This window comes from Massilia orientalis (genome assembly GCF_030411975.2).
Classification (GTDB): Bacteria; Pseudomonadota; Gammaproteobacteria; order Burkholderiales; family Burkholderiaceae_D; genus Telluria; species Telluria orientalis.
The window spans coordinates 1-24,755 of the sequence record NZ_JASNRB020000016.1; the positions used below are offsets into that span (position 1 = coordinate 1).

Annotated in this window: 21 protein-coding genes and 1 tRNA gene; 13 read left to right on the top strand and 9 right to left on the bottom strand. The window is 64.4% G+C overall.

Annotation, left to right across the window (positions count from 1 at the left end; all coding sequences use genetic code 11):
• The 3 genes from QPK29_RS23215 to acs all read right to left on the bottom strand — a co-directional run.
• On the bottom strand, nucleotides 1-2,471 hold a 2,471-nt coding region (locus tag QPK29_RS23215; protein WP_400189838.1), incomplete at its 3' end, for an ESPR-type extended signal peptide-containing protein.
• Between the two features lie 182 nt (nucleotides 2,472-2,653).
• A complete protein-coding gene (locus QPK29_RS23220) occupies nucleotides 2,654-4,642 on the bottom strand; it encodes a tetratricopeptide repeat protein (RefSeq protein ID WP_400189839.1) in 1,989 nt (662 codons plus the stop codon).
• A gap of 155 nt (nucleotides 4,643-4,797) precedes the next feature.
• The gene (gene acs, locus QPK29_RS23225; protein ID WP_371768527.1) at nucleotides 4,798-6,789 is read right to left on the bottom strand and encodes an acetate--CoA ligase; all 1,992 of its coding nucleotides are present in this window, start codon (nucleotides 6,787-6,789) and stop codon (nucleotides 4,798-4,800) included.
• A gap of 202 nt (nucleotides 6,790-6,991) precedes the next feature.
• On the opposite strand from acs, the gene QPK29_RS23230 reads away from it, so the two are divergent.
• The 7 genes from QPK29_RS23230 to QPK29_RS23260 all read left to right on the top strand — a co-directional run bounded on the left by QPK29_RS23230 (nucleotide 6,992) and on the right by QPK29_RS23260 (nucleotide 14,280).
• A complete protein-coding gene (locus QPK29_RS23230; RefSeq protein ID WP_056131044.1) occupies nucleotides 6,992-7,603 on the top strand; it encodes a TIGR00645 family protein in 612 nt (203 codons plus the stop codon).
• A 36-nt stretch (nucleotides 7,604-7,639) separates the two neighbouring features.
• Nucleotides 7,640-9,175 carry a fumarate hydratase gene (locus QPK29_RS23235; protein ID WP_371768528.1) on the top strand — a complete coding sequence of 512 codons (1,536 nt, stop codon included), beginning with the start codon at nucleotides 7,640-7,642 and terminating at the stop codon, nucleotides 9,173-9,175.
• Nucleotides 9,176-9,297: 122 nt separating this feature from the next.
• On the top strand, nucleotides 9,298-10,137 hold the full coding sequence (murI, locus tag QPK29_RS23240; protein ID WP_371768529.1) for a glutamate racemase: 840 nt from the start codon (nucleotides 9,298-9,300) through the stop codon (nucleotides 10,135-10,137).
• Nucleotides 10,138-10,240: 103 nt separating this feature from the next.
• Nucleotides 10,241-10,316 (top strand) — tRNA-His (locus tag QPK29_RS23245).
• Between the two features lie 496 nt (nucleotides 10,317-10,812).
• On the top strand, nucleotides 10,813-11,871 hold the full coding sequence (locus QPK29_RS23250; RefSeq protein WP_371768530.1) for a hypothetical protein: 1,059 nt from the start codon (nucleotides 10,813-10,815) through the stop codon (nucleotides 11,869-11,871).
• Entirely contained in the window at nucleotides 11,864-13,072 is a 1,209-nt protein-coding gene (locus tag QPK29_RS23255; protein ID WP_371768531.1) for a cation:proton antiporter domain-containing protein, read from the top strand. The genes QPK29_RS23250 and QPK29_RS23255 overlap by 8 nt, the downstream gene beginning before the upstream one ends.
• Nucleotides 13,069-14,280: a YbdK family carboxylate-amine ligase gene (locus tag QPK29_RS23260; protein ID WP_056131032.1), complete on the top strand. Its 1,212-nt coding sequence runs from the start codon at nucleotides 13,069-13,071 to the stop codon at nucleotides 14,278-14,280. The genes QPK29_RS23255 and QPK29_RS23260 overlap by 4 nt, the downstream gene beginning before the upstream one ends.
• A gap of 7 nt (nucleotides 14,281-14,287) precedes the next feature.
• Here QPK29_RS23260 and QPK29_RS23265 read toward each other — a convergent pair whose 3' ends face one another.
• The 4 genes from QPK29_RS23265 to dusA all read right to left on the bottom strand — a co-directional run bounded on the left by QPK29_RS23265 (nucleotide 14,288) and on the right by dusA (nucleotide 18,503).
• The gene (locus tag QPK29_RS23265; RefSeq protein WP_056131028.1) at nucleotides 14,288-14,659 is read right to left on the bottom strand and encodes a YXWGXW repeat-containing protein; all 372 of its coding nucleotides are present in this window, start codon (nucleotides 14,657-14,659) and stop codon (nucleotides 14,288-14,290) included.
• Nucleotides 14,660-14,964: 305 nt separating this feature from the next.
• A complete protein-coding gene (locus QPK29_RS23270; protein ID WP_371768532.1) occupies nucleotides 14,965-15,312 on the bottom strand; it encodes an energy transducer TonB in 348 nt (115 codons plus the stop codon).
• A 74-nt stretch (nucleotides 15,313-15,386) separates the two neighbouring features.
• The gene (locus QPK29_RS23275) at nucleotides 15,387-17,165 is read right to left on the bottom strand and encodes a methyl-accepting chemotaxis protein (RefSeq protein WP_371768533.1); all 1,779 of its coding nucleotides are present in this window, start codon (nucleotides 17,163-17,165) and stop codon (nucleotides 15,387-15,389) included.
• Nucleotides 17,166-17,513: 348 nt separating this feature from the next.
• On the bottom strand, nucleotides 17,514-18,503 hold the full coding sequence (gene dusA / locus QPK29_RS23280) for a tRNA dihydrouridine(20/20a) synthase DusA (RefSeq protein ID WP_371768534.1): 990 nt from the start codon (nucleotides 18,501-18,503) through the stop codon (nucleotides 17,514-17,516).
• A gap of 214 nt (nucleotides 18,504-18,717) precedes the next feature.
• Here dusA and QPK29_RS23285 point away from each other — a divergent pair, with 214 nt between their 5' ends.
• Complete coding sequence (locus tag QPK29_RS23285; protein WP_371768535.1) at nucleotides 18,718-19,128, top strand: hypothetical protein; 411 nt, start codon at nucleotides 18,718-18,720, stop codon at nucleotides 19,126-19,128.
• Here QPK29_RS23285 and arsA read toward each other — a convergent pair.
• Both arsA and QPK29_RS23295 read right to left on the bottom strand, forming a co-directional pair.
• Nucleotides 19,122-21,158, bottom strand: a complete 2,037-nt coding sequence (arsA, locus tag QPK29_RS23290) for an arsenical pump-driving ATPase (RefSeq protein WP_371768536.1) — start codon at nucleotides 21,156-21,158, stop codon at nucleotides 19,122-19,124. The two genes, QPK29_RS23285 and arsA, sit on opposite strands and share 7 nt — an antisense overlap.
• Before the next feature lie 80 nt (nucleotides 21,159-21,238).
• Entirely contained in the window at nucleotides 21,239-21,913 is a 675-nt protein-coding gene (locus QPK29_RS23295) for a class I SAM-dependent methyltransferase (RefSeq protein WP_371768537.1), read from the bottom strand.
• 103 nt (nucleotides 21,914-22,016) lie between these two features.
• Between QPK29_RS23295 and QPK29_RS23300 the strand changes: the two genes are divergently transcribed.
• Genes QPK29_RS23300 through QPK29_RS23320 form a run of 5 tightly spaced genes read left to right on the top strand, consistent with a single transcriptional unit; the run spans nucleotide 22,017 to nucleotide 24,738 of the window.
• Complete coding sequence (locus QPK29_RS23300) at nucleotides 22,017-22,322, top strand: ArsR/SmtB family transcription factor (RefSeq protein ID WP_200948756.1); 306 nt, start codon at nucleotides 22,017-22,019, stop codon at nucleotides 22,320-22,322.
• Nucleotides 22,312-22,743, top strand: a complete 432-nt coding sequence (locus tag QPK29_RS23305; RefSeq protein ID WP_056123518.1) for a YeeE/YedE family protein — start codon at nucleotides 22,312-22,314, stop codon at nucleotides 22,741-22,743. Before QPK29_RS23300 ends, QPK29_RS23305 begins: the two co-directional genes overlap by 11 nt.
• Before the next feature lie 13 nt (nucleotides 22,744-22,756).
• A complete protein-coding gene (locus tag QPK29_RS23310) occupies nucleotides 22,757-23,194 on the top strand; it encodes a YeeE/YedE family protein (RefSeq protein ID WP_371768538.1) in 438 nt (145 codons plus the stop codon).
• Nucleotides 23,195-23,207: 13 nt separating this feature from the next.
• Entirely contained in the window at nucleotides 23,208-24,008 is an 801-nt protein-coding gene (locus QPK29_RS23315; RefSeq protein ID WP_371768539.1) for a sulfite exporter TauE/SafE family protein, read from the top strand.
• A 28-nt stretch (nucleotides 24,009-24,036) separates the two neighbouring features.
• Nucleotides 24,037-24,738 carry an MBL fold metallo-hydrolase gene (locus QPK29_RS23320; RefSeq protein WP_056123506.1) on the top strand — a complete coding sequence of 234 codons (702 nt, stop codon included), beginning with the start codon at nucleotides 24,037-24,039 and terminating at the stop codon, nucleotides 24,736-24,738.
• Nucleotides 24,739-24,755: the final 17 nt, after the last annotated feature.

Consider the following 24,755-nt stretch of genomic DNA (forward strand, 5'->3'; position numbering starts at 1 on the left):
TCGATCGACGTGGCCCCGGTATAGGTATTGGTACCGCTCAGGGTTTCGATGCCGCCTGCAATTGTCAGGCCGCCCGAGCCGTGGATACCGCCGGCGAATACGTCCTGCGCATCCGTCAACGTCAACGTCTGGCCGCCCAGCAGCACAGCACCGGAGCCGGACAGCGTGCGCACTTCGGCGCCGTTGTTCGTGGCGGCGATGTCGAACACGCCGTTGTTGGCTACACCGCTGGACAGCGCGATGCTGCCCGAGCCGGACAGCGCGAGACCGCCGCCCTGATCGATCGACGTGGCGCCGGTATAGGTATTGGTACCGCTCAGGGTTTCGATGCCGCCTGCAATTGTCAGGCCGCCCGAACCGTGGATGCTGCCGGCGAACGTATCGCCGGCATCCGTCAGCGTCAGCGTCTGGCCGCCCAGCAGCACGGCGCCGGATCCAGACAGCGTGCGCACTTCGGCGCCGTTGTTCGTGGCCGCGATGTCGAATACACCATTATTGGCGACGCCGCTGGACAGCGCGATGTTGCCCGAGCCGGACAGCGCCAGTGCGCCGCCCTGACCGATCGATGTGGCGCCTGAATAGGTATTGGTACCGCTCAGGGTTTCGATACCGCCCGTGATCGTGAGGCCGCCCGAGCCGTGGATGCTGCCGGCGAATACGTCCTGCGCATCGGTCAACGTTAACGTCTGGCCTCCCAGCAGCACGGCGCCGGATCCAGACAGCGAGCGCACTTCGGCGCCGTTGTTTGTCGCGGCAATGTCGAACAAGCCGTTATTGGCGACGCCGCTGGACAGCGCGACGCTGCCCGAACCGCCCAGCGCCAGTGCGCCACCCTGATCGATCGATGTGGCGCCTGAATAAGTATTGGTACCGCTCAGAGTTTCGATGCCGCCCGCGATCGTCAGCCCGCCCGAGCCGTGGATACCGCCGGCGAATACGTCCTGCGCATCGGTCAACGTCAGCGTCTGGCCGCCGAGCAGCACGGCACCCGAGCCGGACAGCGTGCGCACGTCGGCGCCGTTATCCGTGGCCGTGATGTCGAACACGCCGTTATTGGCGACGCCGCTGGACAGCGCGACGCTGCCCGAGCCGGATAGCGCGAGACCGCCGCCCTGGTCGATCGACGTGGCGCCGATATAGGTATTGGCACCGCTGAGCACTTGCGTGCCACCTGCGACGTTGACGCCGCCGACACCGTCGATTACGCCGGCAAAGGTCTCGCCAGCATTGGTCAGCGTCAGCGTCTGTCCGCCCAGCCACACCGTCCCCGAACCGGACAGCGAGTTCACCTGGGCGCCGTTGTCCGTGGCGGCAATATCGAACACGCCGTTGTTGGCCACACCGCTGGACAGAGCGATGCTGCCCGAACCGGACAGCGCCAGTGCGCCGCCCTGGTCGATCGACGTGGTGCCGAAATAGGTATTGGTACCGCTGAGCACCTGCGTGCCGCCCGCGACGTTCACGCCGCCGAAACCGTCTATCACGCCTGCAAAGCTGTCGCCAGCATTGGTCAGCGTCAGCGTCTGTCCGCCCAGCCACACCGTTCCCGAACCGGACAGCGATCTCACCTGGGCGCCATTGTCCGTGGCGGCAATATCGAACACGCCGTTGTTGGCCACACCGCTGGACAGCGCGATGCTGCCCGAACCGGACAGCGCCAGTGCGCCGCCCTGGTCGATCGACGTGGTGCCGAAATAGGTATTGGTACCGCTGAGCACCTGCGTGCCGCCCGCGACGTTCACGCCGCCGAAACCGGCGATCGTGCCTGCAAAGGTGTCGCCAGCATTGGTCAGCGTCAGCGTCTGTCCGCCCAGCCACACCGTCCCCGAACCGGACAGCGAGTTCACCTGGGCGCCGTTGTCCGTGGCGCCGATATTGAACATGCCGTTATTGAGCAAGCCGCTCGACAGGGCAATGCTGCCGGAACCCGACAGGGACAGGCCCGCGTATTGGTCGATCTGGGTGGCGCCCCCATGGACGTTCACGCCGCCCAGCGTCTCGTAGCCGCCGGCGACCACCAGGCTGCCGGAACCCTGCAGCGTGCCGAGATAAAAGCCGTCCGCGGCGGTCAAGGTCAGCGTCCTGGCGTCCATCAGCACGGTCCCGGAACCCGACAGGCTGACGAGGTGCGAGCCGGCATTCGTGGCGGTGATATCGAGCGTGCCATCGTTCGTCAGGTTGGTGCCGGTCAGCAAGGCATTCGAGCCGTCGCCGTCGGACACCGACACCGATGTGCCAGCGGGAATGTAGTCCGACATGCCCTGCTGCGCGAACGACACGAGCGGAAACAGCGCGAGCAACGCCGTCGCCAGGAGCGTCCGGGCGCCGGAATAAGCGCAGCCCCCGTCCGGCACGGCATCTTGGCCGCGGGTCGTTCCCGCGGTGTCCTTGCCGTTGGCGCAGCCGATTTCGGCGACCGCCATGAGCATACGACGTTTCTTGTTCCAGACGAGACGATAGATGTGATTCATGGCAGCGTGATGTATTCCGTAAAAGCAGAAAGACCGGACGAGAGGAGAGCAACAAACATTGATTATCGGCGACAAAAATGCCGTTAGGGAATATTAGTTCCCGAAAAAACGAAACGAAAATGAGAGTTCGTGTGTCGAAACAACGAAAAGTAGACCTTCTGGTAACTTGATGACGCAGCGCGTCAATACGCGATGGCGGCAAGGTCGTGCGCCACCCGAGCAACGACCTCGTCCCAGGCACCGGCATGGCGCTGGCGGTACAACCGGAGCACGCCCGGATACCATGGCGAATCGGCGCGTTCTTCCATCCAGCGCCAGTCGGGATGGATGGCCGGCAGCAGCACCCAGCAGCGCTTGCCCAGTGCTCCGGCGACATGGGCCACGGCCGTATCGACGCAGATGACCAGGTCGAGCTCCGCCACGATTGCCGCCGTATCGCCGAAGTCCGCGATTCCGGCGCCGAGTTCGAGAAGGTCAAGGCCGTCCGGGCCGGCCCGCCGCGGCTCGCCGTCCATGCCGCGCTGCAGACTGACGAACGCGACGCCCGGCACCGACCACAGCGGAGCCAGGACCGACAGATCCGGCAGGGAGCGGTTCGCGTCATTGACGTGCCCGCCAAAGCCGCGCCAGACGAGGCCGACACGCATCCCGGCGGGCAGCGTATCCAGCCGGGCACGCCAGTACGCGCGGCGCGCGGGGTCCGCGGCGAGGTAAGGGAGCGTGGCCGGGATCGTCGCGAGCGTGGTCCCGGCATGCATCGGCAGGCTCAACATGAAAACCCAGAAATCGTGCGGCGCCAGGCGCCCCGCCTCGCTCATGGGCACGACGCGGTCGGCGCCGGCAGCACCGCGCAGCAAGGGCAGCAGCGCATCGTGGCAGATCAGCGTGACCGTCCGCGCGCCGGCCGCTTTCAGCAACGGCAGGTAGCGTACGAACTGGATCTGGTCGCCGAAGCCCTGCTCCGGCCACACGGCGATGGCCTTGCCGTCCAGCGCCTCCCCGTTCCACAGCGGGAAACCGGGCGCCGGCCTGACGGCGATCGGACGCGCCAGTGCCGGATCGTGCCGCGCCTCCATCCACGGCCAGCCTTCGGCCAGCCGCCCCTGTGCCAGCAGCAGGAAACCGAGGTTCCAACGCGCTTCCGGATAGCCGGGGTCGGTGGCGATCGCTTGCCGGTACGCATCCTCGGCCTCGCCGGCACGCCCCTGGCGCTGGCGCAGGGTGCCCAGGTTGTTCAACGTCTTGGCGAGCCCGGGCCGGGCCGCGAGCGCGCGCCGATACGCAGCCTCGGCGTCATCGTCACGCTGCATGTACTGGTAGACGTTGCCCAGCGAATTCCAGACTTCCGGGTCGTGCGCGCGCCACCGCAGGCAGGTGCGCAGCGCAGCCTCGGCCTCGGCGTAGCGGCCGGATTGCGTGTACGACAGGCCCAGGTTGTGCCAGGCGTCGGCATACCCGGGGCGGCACGCGACCGCCTGCAGGTATTCCCGTTCGGCCTCTTCCGGCTGGCCCGACCTGGCCAACAGCACCGCGAAGTTGTTGTGGAGTTCGGCATTGTCCGGACGCAGCAGCAGTGCCGCCCGGTAGCACTCGGCCGCCTCGGCACGCCGTCCCAGCCGGTGCAGCAGATCGGCGCGGTGCTGCAGGGATGCGGCGTCGGCCGGGTCGTGCGCGACGGCCTCGCCGAAGCGGCGTTGCGCCTCCTCGAAGCGCCCGAGCCGCTCCAGCACCAGTCCGAGGTTGGCGCTGGCTTCCGGATACCGGGGCCGCAGGGCCAGCGCGGCCTCGTGCGCGCCGACGGCCTGTTCGAGTCCGCCCGCCTGTTGATACAACAGGGCCAGGTTGTAATGGGCTTCGGCGTAATCGGGCTGCAGTTGCAACGCGCGCCGGAACGCCTCCCCGGCCTCGGCGCCGCGTCCCCTCTGCTGCAACAGGATGCCGAGGTTGTTCCAGCTGGCCGCGTGCGCGGGATCGCGCGCCAGCGCCTTGCGCCAGAACGCCTCGGCATCGTCCGGCCGCCCGAGCGCACGGGCGCAGGCCGCCGCCAGGTTCAGGGCATCCACGTTCGCCTCGTCGCCCTGCAGCAAGTCGCCGATCCCGGCCAGGGCCTGGTCGAAGCGGCGCTCGTTGAACAGGGCGATGGCAAGGGCAATGCGCTGGCGCGGGTTCATGAAAGCATGGAAGACGGACGAGCCCGTATTTTCCCACGTCCACGGGCACGCGAGAACGGGCGCCATGGCGGCGCGCATAAAAAAACGCCGCCCCGGTCTCCCGGCGCGGCGTCAACTCTGCTGTGACCAGTGTAACCGATCACGCGCCCGAATGGTCAGGCAGATTCTTTCAGCTGTTCCAGGATGGCCGGATTTTCCAGCGTCGAGATGTCCTGGGTGATGGTTTCGCCCTTGGCCAGCACGCGCAGCAGGCGGCGCATGATCTTGCCGGAGCGGGTCTTCGGCAGGTTGTCGCCGAAGCGGATCTCTTTCGGCTTGGCGATCGGACCGATCTCCTTGCCGACCCAGTTGCGCAGCTCGGCGGCCAGCTTCTTCGCTTCCTCGCCGGTCGGACGCGCCTGTTTCAGCACGACGAACGCGCAGATCGCCTCGCCGGTCGTCTCGTCCGGCTTGCCGACGACCGCCGCTTCCGCCACGATCGGGTGCGCCACGAGCGCGGACTCGATCTCCATCGTGCCCATGCGGTGGCCCGAGACGTTCAGCACGTCGTCGATGCGGCCCGTGATGGTGAAGTAGCCCGTGTCCTTGTTGCGGATCGCGCCGTCGCCGGCCAGGTAGTACTTGCCGCCCAGTTCATCCGGGTAGTAGGCGCTGCGGAAGCGGTCCGGGTTGTTCCAGATCGTGCGGATCATCGACGGCCACGGACGTTTCACCACGAGGATGCCGCCCTGCCCGTTCGGCACGTCGTGGCCGGCTTCGTCGACGATGGCGGCCATGATGCCCGGCAGCGGCAACGTGCAGGAACCCGGCACCATCGGGGTCGCGCCCGGCAGCGGCGTGATCATGTGGCCGCCGGTTTCCGTCTGCCAGAAGGTGTCCACGATCGGGCAGCGCTGGCCGCCGATCTGCGTGTAGTACCACATCCACGCTTCCGGGTTGATCGGTTCGCCGACGGTGCCCAGCAGGCGCAGGCTGGACAGGTCATAGTTCTTCGGATGCACCTTCTCGTCCGTGTTGGACGCCTTGATCAGCGAACGGATCGCCGTCGGCGCCGTGTAGAAGATGCTGACCTTGTGCTTGGCGATCGTCTCCCAGAAGCGGCCGGCATTCGGGAACGTCGGCACGCCTTCGAACACGATCTGCGTGGCGCCGACCGCGGTCGGGCCGTAGCAGATGTAGGTGTGGCCCGTCACCCAGCCGATGTCGGCCGTGCACCAGTAGACGTCGTCCGGCTTGAGGTCGAAGGTCCACTTCATCGTCAGCGCGGCCCACAGCAGGTAGCCGCCGGTCGAGTGCTGGACGCCCTTCGGCGTGCCCGTCGAACCCGAGGTGTAGAGGATGAACAGCGGATGTTCCGCATCCACCCACTCCGGCTCGCACTCGCCGCTCTGGCCGTCGACGAGGTCGTGCAGCCACAGGTCGCGGCCTTCCTGGAAGGCGATGTTGCCGCCGGTGCGCTTGTAGACGATGACGTCGCGGATCGTGTCGCAGCCGCCCATCGCCAGCGCCTCGTCGACGATGGCTTTCAGCGGCAGCGATTTACCGCCGCGCAGCTGCTCGTCGGCCGTGATGACGGCGACGGCGCCCGCGTCGATGATGCGCTCCTGCAGCGACTTCGCGGAGAAGCCGCCGAACACGACGGAGTGCGTCGCACCGATGCGCGCGCACGCCTGCATCGCGGCCACGCCCTCGATCGACATCGACATGTAGATGATGACGCGGTCGCCCTTCCTGATGCCGCGGGATTTGAGGCCGTTGGCGAATTTGCACACACGCTCGTGCAGTTCGCGGTACGTGGCGCGGGTGACGGTGCCGTCGTCCGCTTCGAAGATGATCGCCGTCTTGTCGCCGTTGCCGTTCTCGATCTGGCGATCCAGGCAGTTGTACGACGCGTTCAGCTGGCCATCCGCGAACCATTTGTAGAACGGCGCATTCGATTCGTCGAGGGTTTGCGTGAAGGGTTTGTGCCAGGCGACGTTTTCGCGCGCCAGGCGGGCCCAGAAACCTTCGTAGTCGCTGGCGGCTTCGTCGCACAGCTTGTTGTACGCATCCATGCCGGAAATCGCGGCATTGGCGGTGAATTGTGCGGGCGGCTGGAAGACGCGGTTTTCCTGCAGTCCCTGCTGTTGGGTCTCGTTCTCGGCCATACTAGTCTCCTATTAGATGATGTAGTAATTTTGCCTAACACCTTAAGCACTCACGCTTACTGAGCCCTTACACGGCCCAAGGCGGCATCCCCGCTGGCCATTCTATCAACCTTCGGCATACCACGACGCCGTGCCGGCAAGGCGCGGCGGGTGTAGAATGTTGAGCTGTCCTGACCGCCGCCGCATTGGAAAGCCCGCATAGATGTTCGATTCGCAACCATCCTCCAGCGCACGCAAACGCAGCGCACTCGCCAGTTTCATGTTCGCCAGCCGCTGGCTGCAACTGCCCCTGTATCTCGGCCTGATCCTCGCGCAGTGCGTTTACGTGTTCCATTTCTGGGTCGAACTGAAGGACCTCGTGCTGGCCGCGATGGGCAACGAAGCCGCGCTGCAGCACATCTTCCAGGCCGTCGCCGTGCCGGGCGCGCCGCTGCCGGACAAGTTGAACGAAACGACGATCATGCTCGTCGTGCTGGGCCTGATCGACGTCGTCATGATTTCGAATTTGCTGATCATGGTGATCGTGGGCGGCTACGAGACGTTCGTGTCGCGCATGTACCTGGAAGACCATCCCGACCAGCCGGAATGGCTGTCGCACGTGAACGCGTCCGTGCTGAAGACCAAGCTGGCGATGGCGATCATCGGCATCTCGTCGATCCACCTGCTCAAGACGTTCATCAACGCCAAGTCCTACGATGCGCAGACGATCATCGCGCAGACCTGCATCCACGTCGTGTTCCTGCTGTCGGCGATGGCGATCGCCTACACCGACCGGATCATGATGAATACCCAGAGTGACAACAAGCACCACTGATTCCTCCGTAATCCAAGACCCCACAGCGAGACCCACATGACTGTCATTAAACAGGACGACCTGATCGAATCGGTCGCTAGCGCCCTCCAGTACATCAGCTACTACCACCCCGCCGACTACATCCAGCACCTCGCGCGCGCCTACGAGGCCGAGCAGAGCCCGGCCGCCAAGGACGCCATCGCGCAGATCCTGACCAACTCGCGCATGTGCGCGGAAGGCAAGCGCCCGATCTGCCAGGACACCGGCATCGTCAACGTGTTCCTGAAGATCGGCATGAACGTGCGCTTCGAAGGCTTCGGCAGCGGCTCGATCACGGACGCCGTCAACGAAGGCGTGCGCCGCGCGTACAACTTCGCCGACAACAAGCTGCGCGCCTCGATCGTCGCCGACCCGCACTTCGAGCGCAAGAACACGAAGGACAACACCCCGGCCGTCGTCCACATGGAACTGGTCCCGGGCGACACCGTCGACGTGATGGTCGCCGCAAAAGGCGGCGGCTCGGAGAACAAGACCAAGTTCGTCATGCTGAACCCGTCCGACTCGCTGGTCGACTGGGTCCTCAAGACTGTCCCGCTGATGGGCGCCGGCTGGTGCCCGCCGGGCATGCTGGGCATCGGCATCGGCGGCTCCGCCGAGAAGGCCATGCTGATGGCCAAGGAGTCGCTGATGGAAGACATCGACATGTACGAACTGAAGGCACGCGGCCCGCAAAATAAACTGGAAGAGCTGCGTATCGAACTGTGCGACAAGATCAACGCACTGGGCATCGGCGCGCAGGGCCTGGGCGGCCTGACGACCGTGCTGGACGTGAAGATCAATATGTACCCGACGCACGCGGCGTCGAAGCCGGTCGCGATGATCCCGAACTGCGCCGCCACGCGTCACGCGCACTTCGTGCTGGATGGCTCGGGCCCGTCGTACATCGAACCGCCGGCGCTGTCGACCTGGCCGGACGTGAACTGGACGCCGGACACGCAGAAATCGAAGAGCGTCAACCTCGACACGCTGACGAAGGAAGAAGTCGCATCTTGGCAGCCGGGCCAGACCCTGCTCCTGAACGGCAAGATGCTGACGGGCCGCGACGCGGCGCACAAGCGCATCCAGGACATGCTGGCGAAGGGCGAACAGCTGCCGGTCGACTTCACGAACCGCGTGATCTACTACGTCGGCCCGGTCGATCCGGTGCGCGACGAAGTCGTGGGCCCGGCCGGCCCGACGACGGCGACCCGCATGGACAAGTTCACCGACATGATGCTCGAGAAGACGGGCCTGATCGCGATGATCGGCAAAGCGGAACGCGGCCCGGCCGCCATCGAGTCGATCAAGAACCACAAGTCGGCCTACCTGATGGCCGTCGGCGGTTCCGCGTACCTCGTGTCGAAGGCGATCAAGTCGGCGAAGGTCGTCGGCTTCGAAGACCTGGGCATGGAAGCGATCTACGAATTCGAGGTCAAGGACATGCCCGTCACCGTGGCCGTCGATGCGACGGGTACGTCGGTGCACCAGACCGGTCCGAAGGAGTGGGCTGCGAAGATCGAATCGCTGAAGGGTATTCCGGTCGCGACGGCTTAAGCGCACGAAATTGGGCCCCTGCCTGGCGCAGGGGCGACGCATCACACGTCGTCCCCGCAGAGGCGGGGACCCAATTTCACTCGCAATACCGCAACGCTTCCTGCCGGGTTACCATCTCCCCCATGAACACCCAAGCACACCCCGAAGACGCCCCCGTCGGCGTCTTCGACTCCGGCCTCGGCGGCCTCTCGATCCTGCGCCACATCCGCGCACAACTCCCGCACGAACACCTGATCTACGTGGCCGACACGGGCTTCGCACCGTACGGCGACAAGCCCGAACAGGTCGTCGCCGAGCGTTCGCTGGCGGTGGCCCGCTTCCTCGTCGAACGGGGCGTCAAGGCCATCGTCGTCGCCTGCAACACGGCGACCATTTCCGCGGTTCGCCTGATGCGCGACACCTTCCCCGACCTGCCCATCGTCGGCGTGGAACCCGGCCTGAAGCCCGCGGCGGCGGCCACGCGCAGCGGCAAGGTCGGCGTACTGGCCACGGAACGCACGCTGGCCGGCGCCAAGTTCCTGCAACTGCGCGACCAGATCACGGAAGCGACGAACGCACAATTCCTGCTGCAGCCGTGCCGCGGCCTCGTCGACCGTATCGAACTGGGCGACACGGAAGGCACGCGCGACCTGCTGCGGCGCTACGTGACGCCGCTGCTCGACCAGGGCGCCGACACCCTCGTCCTGGGCTGCACGCACTACCCGCTCGTGCGCGCCGCGATCGAGGACGTGATCGCATCGGCCGGCGCGCGTGCCGTTACGCTGGTGGATACCGGCGACGCCGTGACGCGGCAACTGGTGCGCTTGCTGGATGCGGGACGGTTGCTGCGCTCCCCTTCTGGCGATGCGCCGGGCACACTGGAAGCCTGGACCAGCGCCAGCGCCACCGCACTATCGGCCGCGTTCAATAGCCTGATCGGCATCGATCCGCCGGTGCACGAGGCAACGTTCGGCGAGGCGTGACGGCCGTTCGCACTGCTGGGCAAAACTCGATTTGCCAGAATGCGAATGACCCTATATAATCTCGTTCTGTCTCGGCAACAACGAGACAACAAGCAAGACAGTGGTGGCTGTAGCTCAGTTGGTAGAGTCCAGGATTGTGATTCCTGTTGTCGTGGGTTCGAGTCCCATCAGCCACCCCACAGAATTCGAAAAAGCCGCAAGCGCAAGCTTCGCGGCTTTTTTCATTTCCCGCCCTGCTCAGGCTGCACAGGAATTCGAACGCTACCTGCCCGGGATGGGATGCGCCGAGCTTCCTTCACATTCGGCGTTTGACCGACACCGCTGACGTAGGCATGGATCGCGAACTCGATTCTCCTCACCAACCGTACGCCGAGCATCTTGCACATCGTCTAAAATGCACGTCAGAAATGTACTGACGTTAATCATATTTGAGCAAATGAATCATTTGCCCTATACTTGGCCCCGATACACCCCCATAACAACGAGCGGCAGGCATCACGTTGACCTGACCGCCATGCGGCCCCGTCGCATCGCGGATGCGTGAAGCATCCACTCTTTCAACGGGTCCAGACGCCGGCCGGACGAGCCGCGTTGCGACCGCCCGCCTCCGCGCGCCGGACGGATCCAAGCTTCCAGCCGGCCCGCATCGAGGCCTTTCAATGAGGGCCGATCTTCATGACCCCAACACGACCATCGCGCCGCTACCGCCTGCTCGCGACCGCGTGCGCGCTGTGCGTCATCCTGACACCGCAAGCGCATGCGGCCAAACGCAAGCCGGCGGCGCCAAAGACACCTGCCATCGCCGACTTCCGGGAATTGAGCGGCTCGTATCCCGGCACGTGCGAACAACCCGTCGCCCCGGCGCTTTCCGGCCTGGGCGAACCGACCACGCGCCAGTGCGCCTGGAGCCAGCGCGTGGAAATGGTGTACTGGCGCAGCATCCCGACGCCGACCGCCACCTGCCTGCCGCCGGCCGCCATCGCATGGCACCGCCTCACGCAGGCGATCCACGCGGACGCGCCGCCCTGGAACAACGCCTGGTCCGGCCGCACCGTGACCACGAACACACCCGAATCCCGGCAACTGGCCGCCATATGGCGCGGCGACGATGGCCAATGGTCGGCGGCGCTGTGGCGCTGGCAGCCGTCCGAGAAACCGGACACGCGCACCTGGCAGGCCGGCCACTGGGACGATGTGAAGCAGGCCGCGCACGCGATCGATGCGGGCAGTCCGCTGCCGGCGGCGGCGCCGTTGTTCGTCGCGTGGCGCGATGCGTCGGCGGGCAAGCCGCGCGTGCTCGATGGCGACACGTGGCGCTGGGTGTCCGACAAGACCTGCTTGCGACTCGAGACCTCGGGCATCAGCCAGACGCGCATCCACCTGCCCTATTCGCGCGACGATGCGCGGCTCGAGCAGCGCAGCGGCATGCAGGTGCTGCTGGCGCGCCGCTTCCCGAATGCCGAGTGGCTGCAGCCCTTTACCTTGCTGGAGCCGGGCCGTCCCGGTGACCGCACCGGTGCGAAGTTCATCGCCGTGTGGCGCGAAGGCGCCAGCGTCAAGGGGCAGTTGTGGATTCCGCTGCGCGACGACGCGGGCATCGTCCGCGCGCGCATCGTCAGCGATCTCGCGCCGGCATCGGCGGAGCGTCAAAAGGAACTGGCGAAGCAGCGGGCCGACGTGATCGGGCACGAGCTGACCGCGCTGGCCCACGCGTGGGAGGTGCGCCATGAATGACGAACTGTACTCGCCCTTCTGGCTGCTGTCGCCGCTGGCCGTGCTGGGTGCCGGCCTGATGGTCGCGCTCGTGATCGGACTGACCCTGCAGCGTTTCCGCATCCCGAAACTGTATGGCGCCGTGATCGCGGGCCTGCTGCTCGGCGCGAACGGTGCCGGCTTCATCGACCGCGCGCTGCTGACGCAGTTCCAGGAACTGCTCAACGGCGCCGCGGCGCTCGTGCTGTTCGAGGTCGGCCGCAAGATGGACCTCGCGTGGTTGCTGCGCAGCGGGCGCCAGGGCGCCAGTCTGCTGCTCGCGACCCTGGCGCGCGGCGCCGCGGCGGCCGTCACGCTGGGCCTCTTCGGCCTGCCGTGGGGCGCCGCGATCTTCATCGGCTCGATCCTCATCGCCGTCAATCCCGTCATCCACAGTTCGATGGTGGCGGACGAAAACGCGAGCGGCACGAGCACGTTCGCGACGTCGAACATGGTCGGACTCTCCAACTTCGTCGCGCTGCTGGCGCTCGGCATCACGCTCGCATGGACGCGCAGCCACGGCCAGGACGCCGACAGCGGTTTCTGGACGGAGTTGATGCGCCAGGGCGGCAAGCTCGTGATCGGCGCCCTGATCGCCGTGCTGTCGTACGGCGTGTATGCGCTGGCCACGCGGCTGTGCAAGGTGCCGGCGACGCTGCGTCCCGGCATGCTGCTGGCCGCGCTGTTGATCGACCTGGGCCTGTGTTCCGTGATGTCCGCGAGCGCCCTGCTCTCGCTGCTGCTGATGGGGGTCCTGCTGCGCAATGCGGAGAAGCGCGACAACGTGTTCCAGGCGCAGTTGAAGACGGCGCAGGACATCGGCTACGTGCTGCTGTTCCTGATGTCGGCGGCGCTCGTCGACCTGCAGGCGCTGCTGCACGGCTGGACCATCATGGCCGCGCTGACGGTGTTCGCGGTCCGCATCGCGGCCACGCGCCTGGCCCTGTGGCCGGGCACGGCGTGGGACATGCGCAAGCAGCATGCGATGGCCCTGTCGATGTGTTCCCTGGTGAGCTACGGCGGTCTCGTCGTGGACAACACCCTGAATGCCTACACCGGGCTCGATGCGACGTCCACCGCCGTCATGGGCGCGCTGCTGGCCCTGAACGTCCTGCTGGCGCCCGGCCTCACGTGGCTCGGCTTGCACCTGGCCGGCGAAACCTATCGAGGAGGCGCGCAATGAGCGAACTACTGAATGACGAAGCGCTGGGCAAGCTGAAAGCCGACGCCCAGGCACAAGCGGTGTCGGGCAATGGTCCGGCCTACCTGCCCGACTTCAAGGCGTCCACGATCGGCACGATGGGCATCGAACTGGAACTGATGGTGCTCGACCGCCTGACGTTCGACCTGTTCCCCGCCGCACCGGACATCCTGCGCCTGCTGGACAAGCACGACAAGCCGTGGGTGCACACGCCGGAAATCACGACGTCGATGCTGGAAGTGGCGACTGCCATCCTCACCTCGTTCGACGAGGCGGCCGAGCAGCTGGAACACATCCGCACGACGGTGCAACGGGCCGCGTTCGATGTCGGCGCCTCGATCTCGGGCGGCGGCGCGCATCCTTTCCAGAAGTGGAACGAGCAGCGCATCTACCCGAAGGAACGCTATTTCGCATCGGAGCGCAAGTTCGGCTATCTGGCTAAACTGTTTACCGTGTTTGGCATGCACGTGCACATCGGCGCGGGGACGCCGGACGAGGCGATGCGCCTGTGCTCCTGGCTCACGCAGCGCGCCCCCCTGTTCATCGCATTGTCGGCCAATTCGCCGTGCTGGCAGGGCGAAGTGTCGGGCTTCTGCAGCTCGCGCAGCAACGTCGTGGGCGCGTTCCCGATGAGCGGCATCCTGCCGTACGACATCCGCACGTGGGACGATTTCCGCGCCCACTTCGACCAGCTGGCCGGCCACGGCATCGTCAACAGCATCAAGGACTTTTATTGGGACGTGCGCCCGAAGCCGGAATACGGGACGATCGAACTGCGCGTGCTGGATACGCCGTTGAAACCCGTATACGCGGCGGCGCTCGCGTGCTATGCGCGCGAGCTGTGCCTGGAATGGGCGGACCAGCCGGGACGCTGGCCGACCAGCAGCAGCCGCGAACTGTACATCTGGAACCGCTTCAATGCGGCGCGCGACGGCGTCGAGGCGACGTGGATCGATCCGGAATCGGGCGCGTCGATGCCCATCGGAGAAGCGATCCGCGCCGACCTCGAACGACTAGCAAAACGCTCGACCGACCCCGGCTTCGGCAAGGCGTGCAAGGTGATCGAGCATCTGATGAACGACGGCGGACAGGCGCGCTGGCTGCGCGCCCATCTCGCGTCCGGCGGCGGCATGAACGATCTCGCGCGGATGGCGAGCGAGATGTTCGAGGACGGCGCGCCGCTCGACTAATTGCTCGTCATGAGCGGTGCGGATTGTTGGGACGGTTGTCGACGCGGTTCGGCACGCCGTCGCCGTCACGGTCGCCGTGGCGCCAGCCGCCGCGCTCCAGTTGCCAGCCGCGGTCGCCCTGGCGCCATTCCGGCCGATGCCAGACATAGCCCGGACGGACCCGTTCCCAATGGCCGCGCACCCAGGTGTAGCGGTGGCCGTTCCAGTTCCAGTAGCCCGGCGCCCACTCGTAACCGTGGCGCGCGGCCGGCACGACTTCGTGACGCGGCGGCGGCGGTGCGGTGCGCACGACGACGACATCCCGGGCGAACGCCTGCGCCGGCAAGACGGCGGCAGAACTGACGATGGCAAGGGCGGCAGCAGCGAGAATGCGTTTCATGGTGGTTCTCCTTTGGTTGCGCGGTAAAGTTGCGCTGTGAGACCCACTATAGCGATTCGCCGCCTGCATTTGCCGGATTGAAGCGGGCGCTTACAACCGATACATGCCGCAACAGGCCGGTAACAGATTTTCAGATTTTCAGAGTTTCACGAGGCAGGATGCAAAAAGGGCGCCCCCGCGGGGACGCCCTTTTCGAGCTGTTGGATGCCGCCAGGCCCAGGTCTCGCGCGCACCCGGCCAAGATGCCGGGGACGCAGAGCCTCACCTGGGGCGCCGAGCCAGGCCGGCCGGCACCCGCCAGACGATCAGTCCAGCTTCCAGGCGTAGTCGACCTTGGTCCAGGTCTGGGCCGGTGCGCCATCCTTGGTGCCTGGCTTGAACTTGCAGGCCGACAGGCCCTTCATTGCAGCCTTGTCCAGGCCTTTGAAGCCGCTCGATTTCTCCAGCTTCGAATCGGCCACCGAACCGTCGGCGGCGACGAGGAAGGACATCGACGTGATGCCCTGCTCTTCGTTCATCAGCGACGCTTTCGGATATTCGACCTTGCATTTGGACGGATCGAACGTCGCCGGCGTTTCGCCTGCAAAAGCCGAACCAGCGATACCCGAGACCAGCAGAGCGACGAGGCTCACAGCAAATTTCTTATTGGACATTTTTATTACCCCCGTAAAACAAAGTTTTTTTTGATGCCGGTGCTCTCCACCGGCGCTGGACGAGCCGTCCTGGCTCAGAATTCTTCCCAGTCGTCGCTGGCGGCTGCCGCTGCGACTTTTTTCGCGGTCGATGCCGGCGCATCCGCCGCACGTTCCTGCTGGGCCGGCTTCTTGGCCTTCGCGGCGGCCGGTTTCTTCAGCTGCGGCTTGGCGGCCGGGCGGACGACGACGGCGCGGCTGGCGGTGGCGGCGGCCGGCGCCGGTGCGTCCACGATGGCCTGCTCCTCGCCTTCGGCCAGCTTGAAGATGCTGACGACGCGCTGCAGTTCCGCGGCCTGGTCCTGCAGGCTCTGGAAGGCGGCGGCGGCTTCTTCGACCAGTGCGGCGTTCTGCTGCGTCATGCCGTCCATCTCGATGATCGACAGGTTGACCTGTTCGATGCCGGCGCTCTGCTCGGCGCTGGCGGCGGCGATGTCGCTCATGATGTCGGTCACGCGCTTGACGCTGTCGACGACTTCTTCCATCGTCACGCCGGCCTGGCCGACGAGCTTGCTGCCGCGGCCGATCTTCTCGACGGAGTCGCCGATCAGCTGCTTGATTTCTTTCGCGGCCGCTGCGGAACGCTGGGCCAGGTTACGCACTTCCGAGGCGACGACGGCGAAGCCGCGACCCTGTTCACCGGCACGGGCTGCCTCGACGGCGGCGTTCAGTGCCAGGATGTTCGTCTGGAAGGCGATGCCGTCGATGACGCCGATGATGTCGGCGATCTTGCTTGCCGAGCTATTGATCTCGCCCATCGTGCCGACAACCTGCGACACCACTTCACCGCCCTTGCGTGCCACGTCCGATGCGGTGGCGGCCAGGTGATTCGCTTCGCGGGCATTGTCCGCGTTCTGCTTCACGGTCGACGTCAGTTCTTCCATCGCCGACGCAGTCTTCTCCAGCGAGCTGGCTTGCAGTTCGGTACGCGACGACAGGTCGGTGTTGCCGGCTGCAATTTCACGCGATGCGGTGGTGATGGTATGCGTGCCGCGACGGACCTGGCTGACGATGTCGACCAGGCTGTTGCGCATCTGTTTCATTTCAATCAGCAGGCTGCCGCGATCCGACGACTTGGTGTCGATGGCGATCGACAGGTCGCCTTCGGCGATGCTGCCGGCGATCTTGGCGGTGTAGTCCGGTTCGCCGCCCAGCTGCTTCAGCAGGCCGCGGGTGATGACGGTGGCAGCCAGGATGCCGAGTGTGACGGCCAGGGCCAGCAGCACGAGCATGAAATTACGGGCGCTGGCGAAGGCGGCTTCCGCGTCGACCTGGGACTGCGCGTTCAGCTTGTCTTCCAGCCTGCCCAGTTGGTCAAGCCCGTCCAGCCACTTCTTCTGGGCAGGACGGATTTCCTTGACCATCACGCGGGTGGCGTCCATCGCGTTATTGGCCAGGTAGAGTGCCGATGCCTTGGCGATGGCCGGCATGGCGGCGCTTTCGGCTTCTTTTACTTGGTTCAGCAGGGATTTTTCTTCAGGCAACGCTTCTTCAGAGAACTTAGCTGCCAGTTTTTGTTGCAGAGCATCGTACTTCGCGGTCTGTTCCTTGAAACGGTTCAGTTCCGGCTCCATGTCGGCCGGGTCCGTCATCAGGGTCAGGGTACGCAGCGAGGTGACGCGTTCGCTCACGTTGTTACGCATGTCGACGACCAGGCGGGTGACGACATTGTTGACATTCACGACGTGGTCGAGCCGGTTCTGGATCTGCGCCATGCGCAGGATGCCGACGACGGTAACGATAACCAGCAGCACGAGCACGAGGGCAAAACCCAGGCCCAGACGCACGCCGACCTTCATGTTTGCTAAGTTCATTCCTTATCTTCCCTGTTTCAAGTGATCAGACCCGCTCCGGAGTCTTTGTCTTTTGTTACGGAAAGTCCATCTTCCCGGTGGACTTACGTATTTCCGTCAGGATAAATCAAAACGACGATTTGCAGACAGAAAACATGCACCGCTGTAATTATGTTTCACCACAACAACAGGATTAGATGTCATGCAAGGAGAAGAGCCCAGATTATGGGTCTATTCTTGCTATAGGGCAAGGATAACGTTGCAAACGATTAAAAGTTTGCAACATTTTTTGTAGCGGATTTTGAACATCCCGGCCATTTTCATGCAACCGGGGTAGCAAAATAACTAAAAGTCAACCTTACGCGGCGCTTACGCGGCGAGGCGCAGTTTGCCGGCGGCTTCGAGGAGGAGGTCGGGGTTGCCTGCGGCGAGGCGGCGGGAATCGGACAGCAACTGGCGATAGCCGCGCGCGCCCGGCAGGCCGGCCATCAGGCCCAGCATGTGGCGCGTGATGCTGTTCAGGCGCAGGCCCAGCGGACCGTAGCGCTCCAGCTCGGCGCGGATGTATGGAATCATGGCTTCCAGCACCTGCTCGCGCGTTTTCGGCGGGGTTGCGTCGCCATAGAAACGGGCGTCCCAGCCGGCCATCACGTAGGGATTATGGTATGCCTCGCGGCCGATCATGACGCCGTCCACGTGCTGCAGGTGCGTGGCGATCTCGTCGTCGGTCTTGATGCCGCCGTTGATGATGATCTCGAGGTCGGGGAATTCGCGCTTCAGCTGGTACGCCACTTCATAGCGCAGCGGCGGGATCTCGCGGTTTTCCTTGGGCGACAGCCCCTTCAGCACGGCATTGCGCGCGTGGACGATGAAGGTGCGGCAGCCGGCGTCGGCGATGGTGCCGATGAAATCTCGCACGAAGCCATATTCTTCGTTGTGATCGATGCCGATACGGTGCTTGACGGTGACGTCGATGCTGACGGCGTCGCGCATCGCCTTCACGCAATCGGCGACGAGTTGCGGTTCCTGCATCAGGCAGGCGCCGAACGCCCCCTTCTGCACGCGCTCGGACGGGCAGCCGCAATTCAGGTTGATCTCGTCATAGCCCCACTGCTCTCCCAGCTTCGCGCTCTTGGCGAGATCGACGGGATCGCTGCCGCCCAGCTGCAGCGCGATGGGATGCTCGACGTCGTCGTAGCGCAGGTGGCGCTCGACGTCGCCATGGATCAGGGCGCCCGTCGTCACCATCTCTGTATACAACCAGGTGTGTTGCGTGATCTGGCGGTGGAAGACGCGGCAATGGCGGTCGGTCCAGTCCATCATGGGCGCCGTACTTAAAGTTCGCTTGCGGTATTTCATCAATATCTCAAAATTACATTCGTGGCTGTTGACTTAATTCAAACTCAAATTAGTTATGAATGCATGGTTCAGTAGCCATCCAAAGACAGGATTATCCCGCATCGAGGTCTCTGCCGCCATCTCACGTTAAAGCATGCTGTCGCAATCCTTGCCCCGCCCGCGATGAAAGAGTATGTTAAGCGCACACCTCGGCGTCAGAACAAGGAGCGCGAACATGTCAATCAAACGGCCCCGTTCTTTTCAAGTGATGCTTGGATTGCTCGCGACAGCGGGCCTTGTCGCGTGTGCCAGTCCTGACGGCGACCATGGTCGGCATCACGCGGATCAATCTGCAGAAACCGCTGGCAATGGCTTACCGGGTGGCCCCCAGTCGACTGGCGGAATGATGGGCGCCGGCATGACAGGAAGCAATGGCAGCTGCCCGATGACGGATTGCGGAAATGCCACCGCCTCTACGCAACGACAGCCGATGATGGATAAGGATGCGATGTGCGCCATGTACCGCGGCATGCGCGACGCTCCGACAGAGCAGGCTCGGCAAGCGATGATGGAACGAAACATGCAAGCTATGTCTCCCGAGATGCGCCGACAACACATGGAAATGATGCGGCAACAATGTCAGTGAACGGACGCTGGCCGCCCGTCGTCAGCATCTTCCTTGTCCTGCGGTTTACTGACCAGCCTGGATAACTCGAGGTTGCCAACTGGTGGCGTAGTACGCCAGGGCACGACGAACAAACGCTCTGCCAATCCACCAGCCACGCGTCTCATCTGCTCGCGCTCGCCGGCCATCCGCGCCTGTAGAAGCGGGTCAAGCGTGCCGGCAGCAAGTATGCTCTTGTTGATCACCCACGCATAGGGTTCGACGCCGGCGCGGCGCAAGTCGTCCTGTAACGCCGCTGCTTGCGAAACGGGCGTCACTTCCGGCAAGGTCACCAGGATGATCTTTGTGTAGGTTCCATCTTGTAGCCGCATCAAGGGCGTGGTCACGCGTCCACTGCCAAGGCCCTCGAATTCGCGCAGCGTTTGCCGATGATAGGCACCGGTAGCATCCATCAACAGCAGGGAGTGCCCGGTTGGCGCCGTGTCGAGCACGACGAAGGCACTCCGGGCTTCGTTGACGATTTTCGAGAAGGCGTGAAAAACCGCTACTTCTTCGGTGCACGGCGAGCGCAAATCTTCCAGCAACAAGGCTTTTTCCTGCGCATTCAACCCCGACGATTTGCTTGCCATCACCTTGGCGATGTAGCGCTGGGTTTCAACCTTCGGGTCGATGCGATCGACATGCAGACCAGACACCTCCGCATCCAACGTGCCGGCAAGGTGCGCTGCCGGATCCGTGGTGCTGAGGTGGACGGTTTTCCCGCGTCGGATCAGGCCGAGCGCCAAGGCGGCGGCCAGGGTCGTCTTGCCCACCCCGCCCTTACCCATCACCATGATCAAACCGTGTTCGGCAAGTGCCAGCTCGTCGGCCAACGCGTCCAGGCCGGGCAGCGGCTCGATGGGATCATTGGCGGCATTGCTCTTGATGGCCGGGCTCGCATTTGCCGTAAAAAGCGCACGCAAGGCAGCAAGCCCGACCGTGTCGAACGATCGCAGCGGCACCTGATCTTGCGGTAATGATTGCAGGCATGTCGGCATCTCATCCAATGCCCGCTGTTCCAGAGTCCAGATGGCAACCGCGACCATATCGTCGGGATCGCTGGCGTGGAACACCCCATTGATCACCAGACGCTGGTTGTTCAGGCCGAGCGTGTGCAATTCCTCCGACGTGCGCGCCGCCTCGACAATCGCACTCTTGTCGGCGCGGGCGACCAGAATGATTGTCGTCCGGCCCGGATCGGTCAGGGCATCCATCGCAGTCTTGAAGCGTACTTCCTGCATCATCAAGCCCGAATGCGGGCCAAGACAGGAGGCGCCACGATCGTTACCGGCCAGAAAACCGCTCCACGCCTGTGGCAGGCTGAGCAAGCGTAGCGTGTGCCCCGTCGGCGCCGTGTCGAACACGACATGGTCGTAGTCATCGGCTGCGTCGAACAGCAGGGAGGCAAATTCGTCGAACGAAGCGATCTCCGTAGTACAAGCGCCGGACAATTGTTCACGCACAGTTGCGCGGTCTGTATCGCTGGCGCTGGCGTCCATCTGTGCCAGGACCCGTCGGCGATACGATTCGGCGGCCGCGTCCGGGTCGATGTTCAGCACGGACAATCCCGGTGCGCCGGGCACCGGAGAGGGTTTGTTGCGAAGCTCGATGCCCAGCATTTCGTCGAGGTTCGATGCGGCGTCGGTACTGACGAGAAGCACCCTTTTCCCAGCATCGGCGAGCGCCAGCGCCGTCGCGGTCGACAGCGACGTCTTGCCGACGCCTCCTTTACCTGTAAAAAACAGGTGCCGGGTCGGCCTATCCAGGAAACCCGGCGTTTTCGCCTTGAGCCAGTTTGCCGCCTGATCGCGTGTTGGCATGCTGCCGCCGTGGACGAGCGCGCCATCGATGAGGATGGCTGGCGTCGCGGTCGCACCCAGCCGCTCGATGTCTTGCCTGTCCGTGACCTCTGCGATATCAATCGACACACCGGTAGCGCGAGCCATGTCTTCAAGTAGTGCAACGACGCGTTGGCACTTCTCGCGTTCGGTTTCCAAAACTTTGATTTTCATCAGCCTTTGCCTTTAGTAGAGTGAGACTAGAAAGACAAGCTTTGGCCAGCATACTCAACTGTCCGCGCGAGAACAACCTTTCAAGGAAGTGCAGACTTGCGCGCAACCATCCCAACGAGCGCCGAGAGGCCCGCATGGCGCTTCCCTTCGCCGAGTTCGGCCTCGTACTCTTCGAGCTCCAGGATCTCGAGCGATGCGAATGCCGCGCGCAGCATCTGCTCCGTATACAGATTATCGAGGACGCCCGGCCCGCCCGTGTTGTATTTCAACTGTTTTGGCGTATACCCCTGCAAGATGAGCAGCCCTCCCGGTTTGAGCGCGGCCGTCATTCCGGCGAAGATCCGGACGCGTAGCGCCGGATCGGCGAACTGGATGAAGATGGCGGCAATGACGTCGTAAGCATCCGGACTCCAGGACCACGTGGTGCAGTCCGCTACCTGGTAGTTGACCGACACCCGCGCATCGCGCGCGAGTCTGCGGGCCTTGGCAACGCCCGTCGACGATATGTCGAAGGCGTCCACGAGCAATCCTTGCCTGGCCAGCCAAACGCTGTTGCGCCCTTCGCCGTCCGCTACCAAGAGGGCACGCTGGCCAGCCTCCAGAAGAGGCGCATGCCTGGCGAGATAACTGTTTGGTTCGGTACCAAAAACGAATTCCGACGTGTCATAACGTTCGTCCCAGACTCTTGCCGCGTCCTCGAACCGGTTGCCCGTCATCTTGTCCCCTTTCATGAAAATCATCGCCGATGAAATCATTCTATTGAAATATATATCGTAAATCAATATAATATTCACGGCTATATTGAAATTGAGGAGTCAACCTGTGGCGCACGACCAAGACAAATTCAACCTGGAGGACATGCAGGCCGCCGCCGCACGGGCCTGCGCCTTGCTGAAGGTGCTCGGCAATCCGGACCGCTTATTGCTGCTGTGCCAGTTGACGCAGGGTGAGTTCTGCGTCAGCGATCTTGAATCCAAGCTCGGCATCCAGCAACCCACGCTTTCCCAGCAACTCGGTGTACTGCGCGAGGAGCAGCTGGTGAGTACCCGCCGTGAGGGCAAGCAGATTTACTACAGCCTCGCGAGCAAGGAAGCCACCGCGGTGCTGCAGGTGCTTTACCAACTGTACTGTGTCCAACCACTGGGAGAAGACAATGACGATTGACTGGACCCACTTTACCCCTTGGACAGCATTGGCCGGGGGGCTGCTGATCGGACTGGCCGCCTCGACATTCGTCCTGCTCAACGGCAGGATCGCCGGCATCAGCGGCATTCTCGGCGGTCTCCTGCGCCCGGTGCAGGGCGATATCGCCTGGCGCGTCGCTTTCCTGGCCGGGCTGGTGGCCGCTCCCCTGCTCTACGGCCTGTTCCGGACCTTGCCCGCCGCCCATATTGAAGCCGGCGACGGCACGCTCATCGCCGCCGGCCTGCTGGTCGGCCTCGGCACCCGCTACGGGTCGGGATGCACCAGCGGCCACGGCGTGTGCGGCCTGTCCCGCCTGTCGCCGCGCTCGCTGGTCGCGACTGCCGCGTTCATGCTGGCAGGGTTTGTCACCGTGTTCGTCATACGGCACCTTGCCGCTTGAGGAGGAATAAATCATGCAAATCGTCAGCGCATTCATCGTCGGCCTGGTCTTCGGGATCGGGCTGATCGTCGCGGGCATGACCGATCCGGCCAAGGTCCAGGCGTTTCTCGACTTGGCGGGTAGCTGGGACCCGTCGCTGGCCTTCGTCATGGGCGGTGCGATCCTGATCGGGCTCGTCGCCTTCCGCTTCGCCGGCAAGCGTGAGCGCTCGATGCTGGGCGAGGCCATGCGCCTGCCGACCGTCAGGCAGGTCGACCGGCGCCTGGTCCTGGGCAGCCTGGCATTCGGCACTGGATGGGGGCTGGCCGGCTTCTGCCCGGGCCCCGCACTGGCGTCGCTGGCCGCGGGCGGGAGCAAGGTCCTGATCTTCACCGGCGCCATGCTCACCGGGATGGTCATGTTCGAATTCCTGGAGCGGCGCGTCGCCGCGGCCAGGACGCGCGCCGCATAACCGGAGCCGTGCGATGCTGACTTCGCTGTTACTCGGACTGGCGGTCGGATTGATCCTGGCACTGACCGGGGCGGGCGGCGGCATCCTCGCGGTGCCGTTGCTGGTATTTGGCACCCATATCGGCGTGGCGCAGGCCGGACCGATCGGCCTCATGGCGGTCGGGATGGCGGCCACCCTCGGCGCCCTCCTCGGCCTGCGCGCCGGAGTGGTCCGCTATCGCGCCGCCCTCCTGATCGCCATGACGGGTATGCTGTTCTCCCCTGCAGGACTGTGGCTGGCGCACCGCATCGACAATCGCTGGCTCGGCGTGCTGTTCGCGCTGGTGCTGCTGTATGTCGCCTTGAACACGTTTCGCAAGACGCGCGCCGGCCATCGCGCTGCGGTAGAAGAAGCAGCACGCCGGCCGGTCTGCCAGCGCGGGGCGGGGACGGGCCGCTTCATCTGGACCCGTCCGTGCGCCCGCGCGCTCGCCCTGTCCGGCTCGATTGCCGGCCTGTTGTCCGGCTTGCTGGGCGTCGGCGGCGGCTTCGTGATGGTGCCGGCGCTGCAGCGCCATACCGACCTGGCGATGCAGTCGGCGGTGGCGACGTCGCTGGCCGTCATCGCGCTGATCTCGGCGGCCGGGGTCGCCTCCAGCGCGGCCAGCGGCACGTTCGCGTGGGGCATCGCTCTACCATTCTCCGCCGGCGCGCTGGCAGGGATGTTCGGCGGCCGCACGCTGTCGGCGCGGCTGTCCGGCCCACATTTGCAAAGAGCCTTCGCCACGGTATCCGCCGTGGTCGCTGTCGGCATGATCGCCAAGACATTACTGTAAGCACCACACGACGCCCATGGAGTACGCCATGCATCTCAATCCAATTCAGCTGTTCGACACCGAGTCATCGACCTTCACCTATATTCTCTCGGCACCGGGAAGTCCCGAAGCGGTCATCGTCGATCCTGTCGACCGCCAGCTCGAGCGCGATCTGCGCCATCTCGAGAGGCTCGGCCTGAAGCTGGCCTACGTACTTGAAACGCACGCGCACGCCGACCACGTCACGTCGGCCGGCGAACTACGGGACCTGACCGGCGCCAAGGCGGCGGTGCCGAGTGGGTGCGGTATCGCGCCGGCCGAAATGCAACTCAACGACGGCGACGTTCTCACGTTCGGCAACGGTGAAATGATCGAGGTGATCCATACACCCGGCCATACCGCGGGCAGCATGAGCTATCTCTGGCGCGGCAATGTGTTCACCGGCGACACGCTGCTGATCGACGGGTGCGGACGCACCGACTTCCAGAGCGGCAGCGCCGACGCCCTGTACGACAGCGTAACCCGCAAGCTCTTCGCCCTGCCCGACGATGTGCGCGTCTGGCCAGGTCACGACTACAAGGGACAGTCGGTGTCGACGGTCGGCTGGGAGAAGCGCCACAACGCGCGTCTCGCCAACCGCAGCCGGGAAGAGTTCATTAAACTGATGGGAGAGCTGAATTTGCCGAAACCCAAACTGATCGACATCGCCGTCCCCGCCAACCAGAACCTCGGACTGCCTCACGGCGGGTGAGCCGACAGAAGAAACAC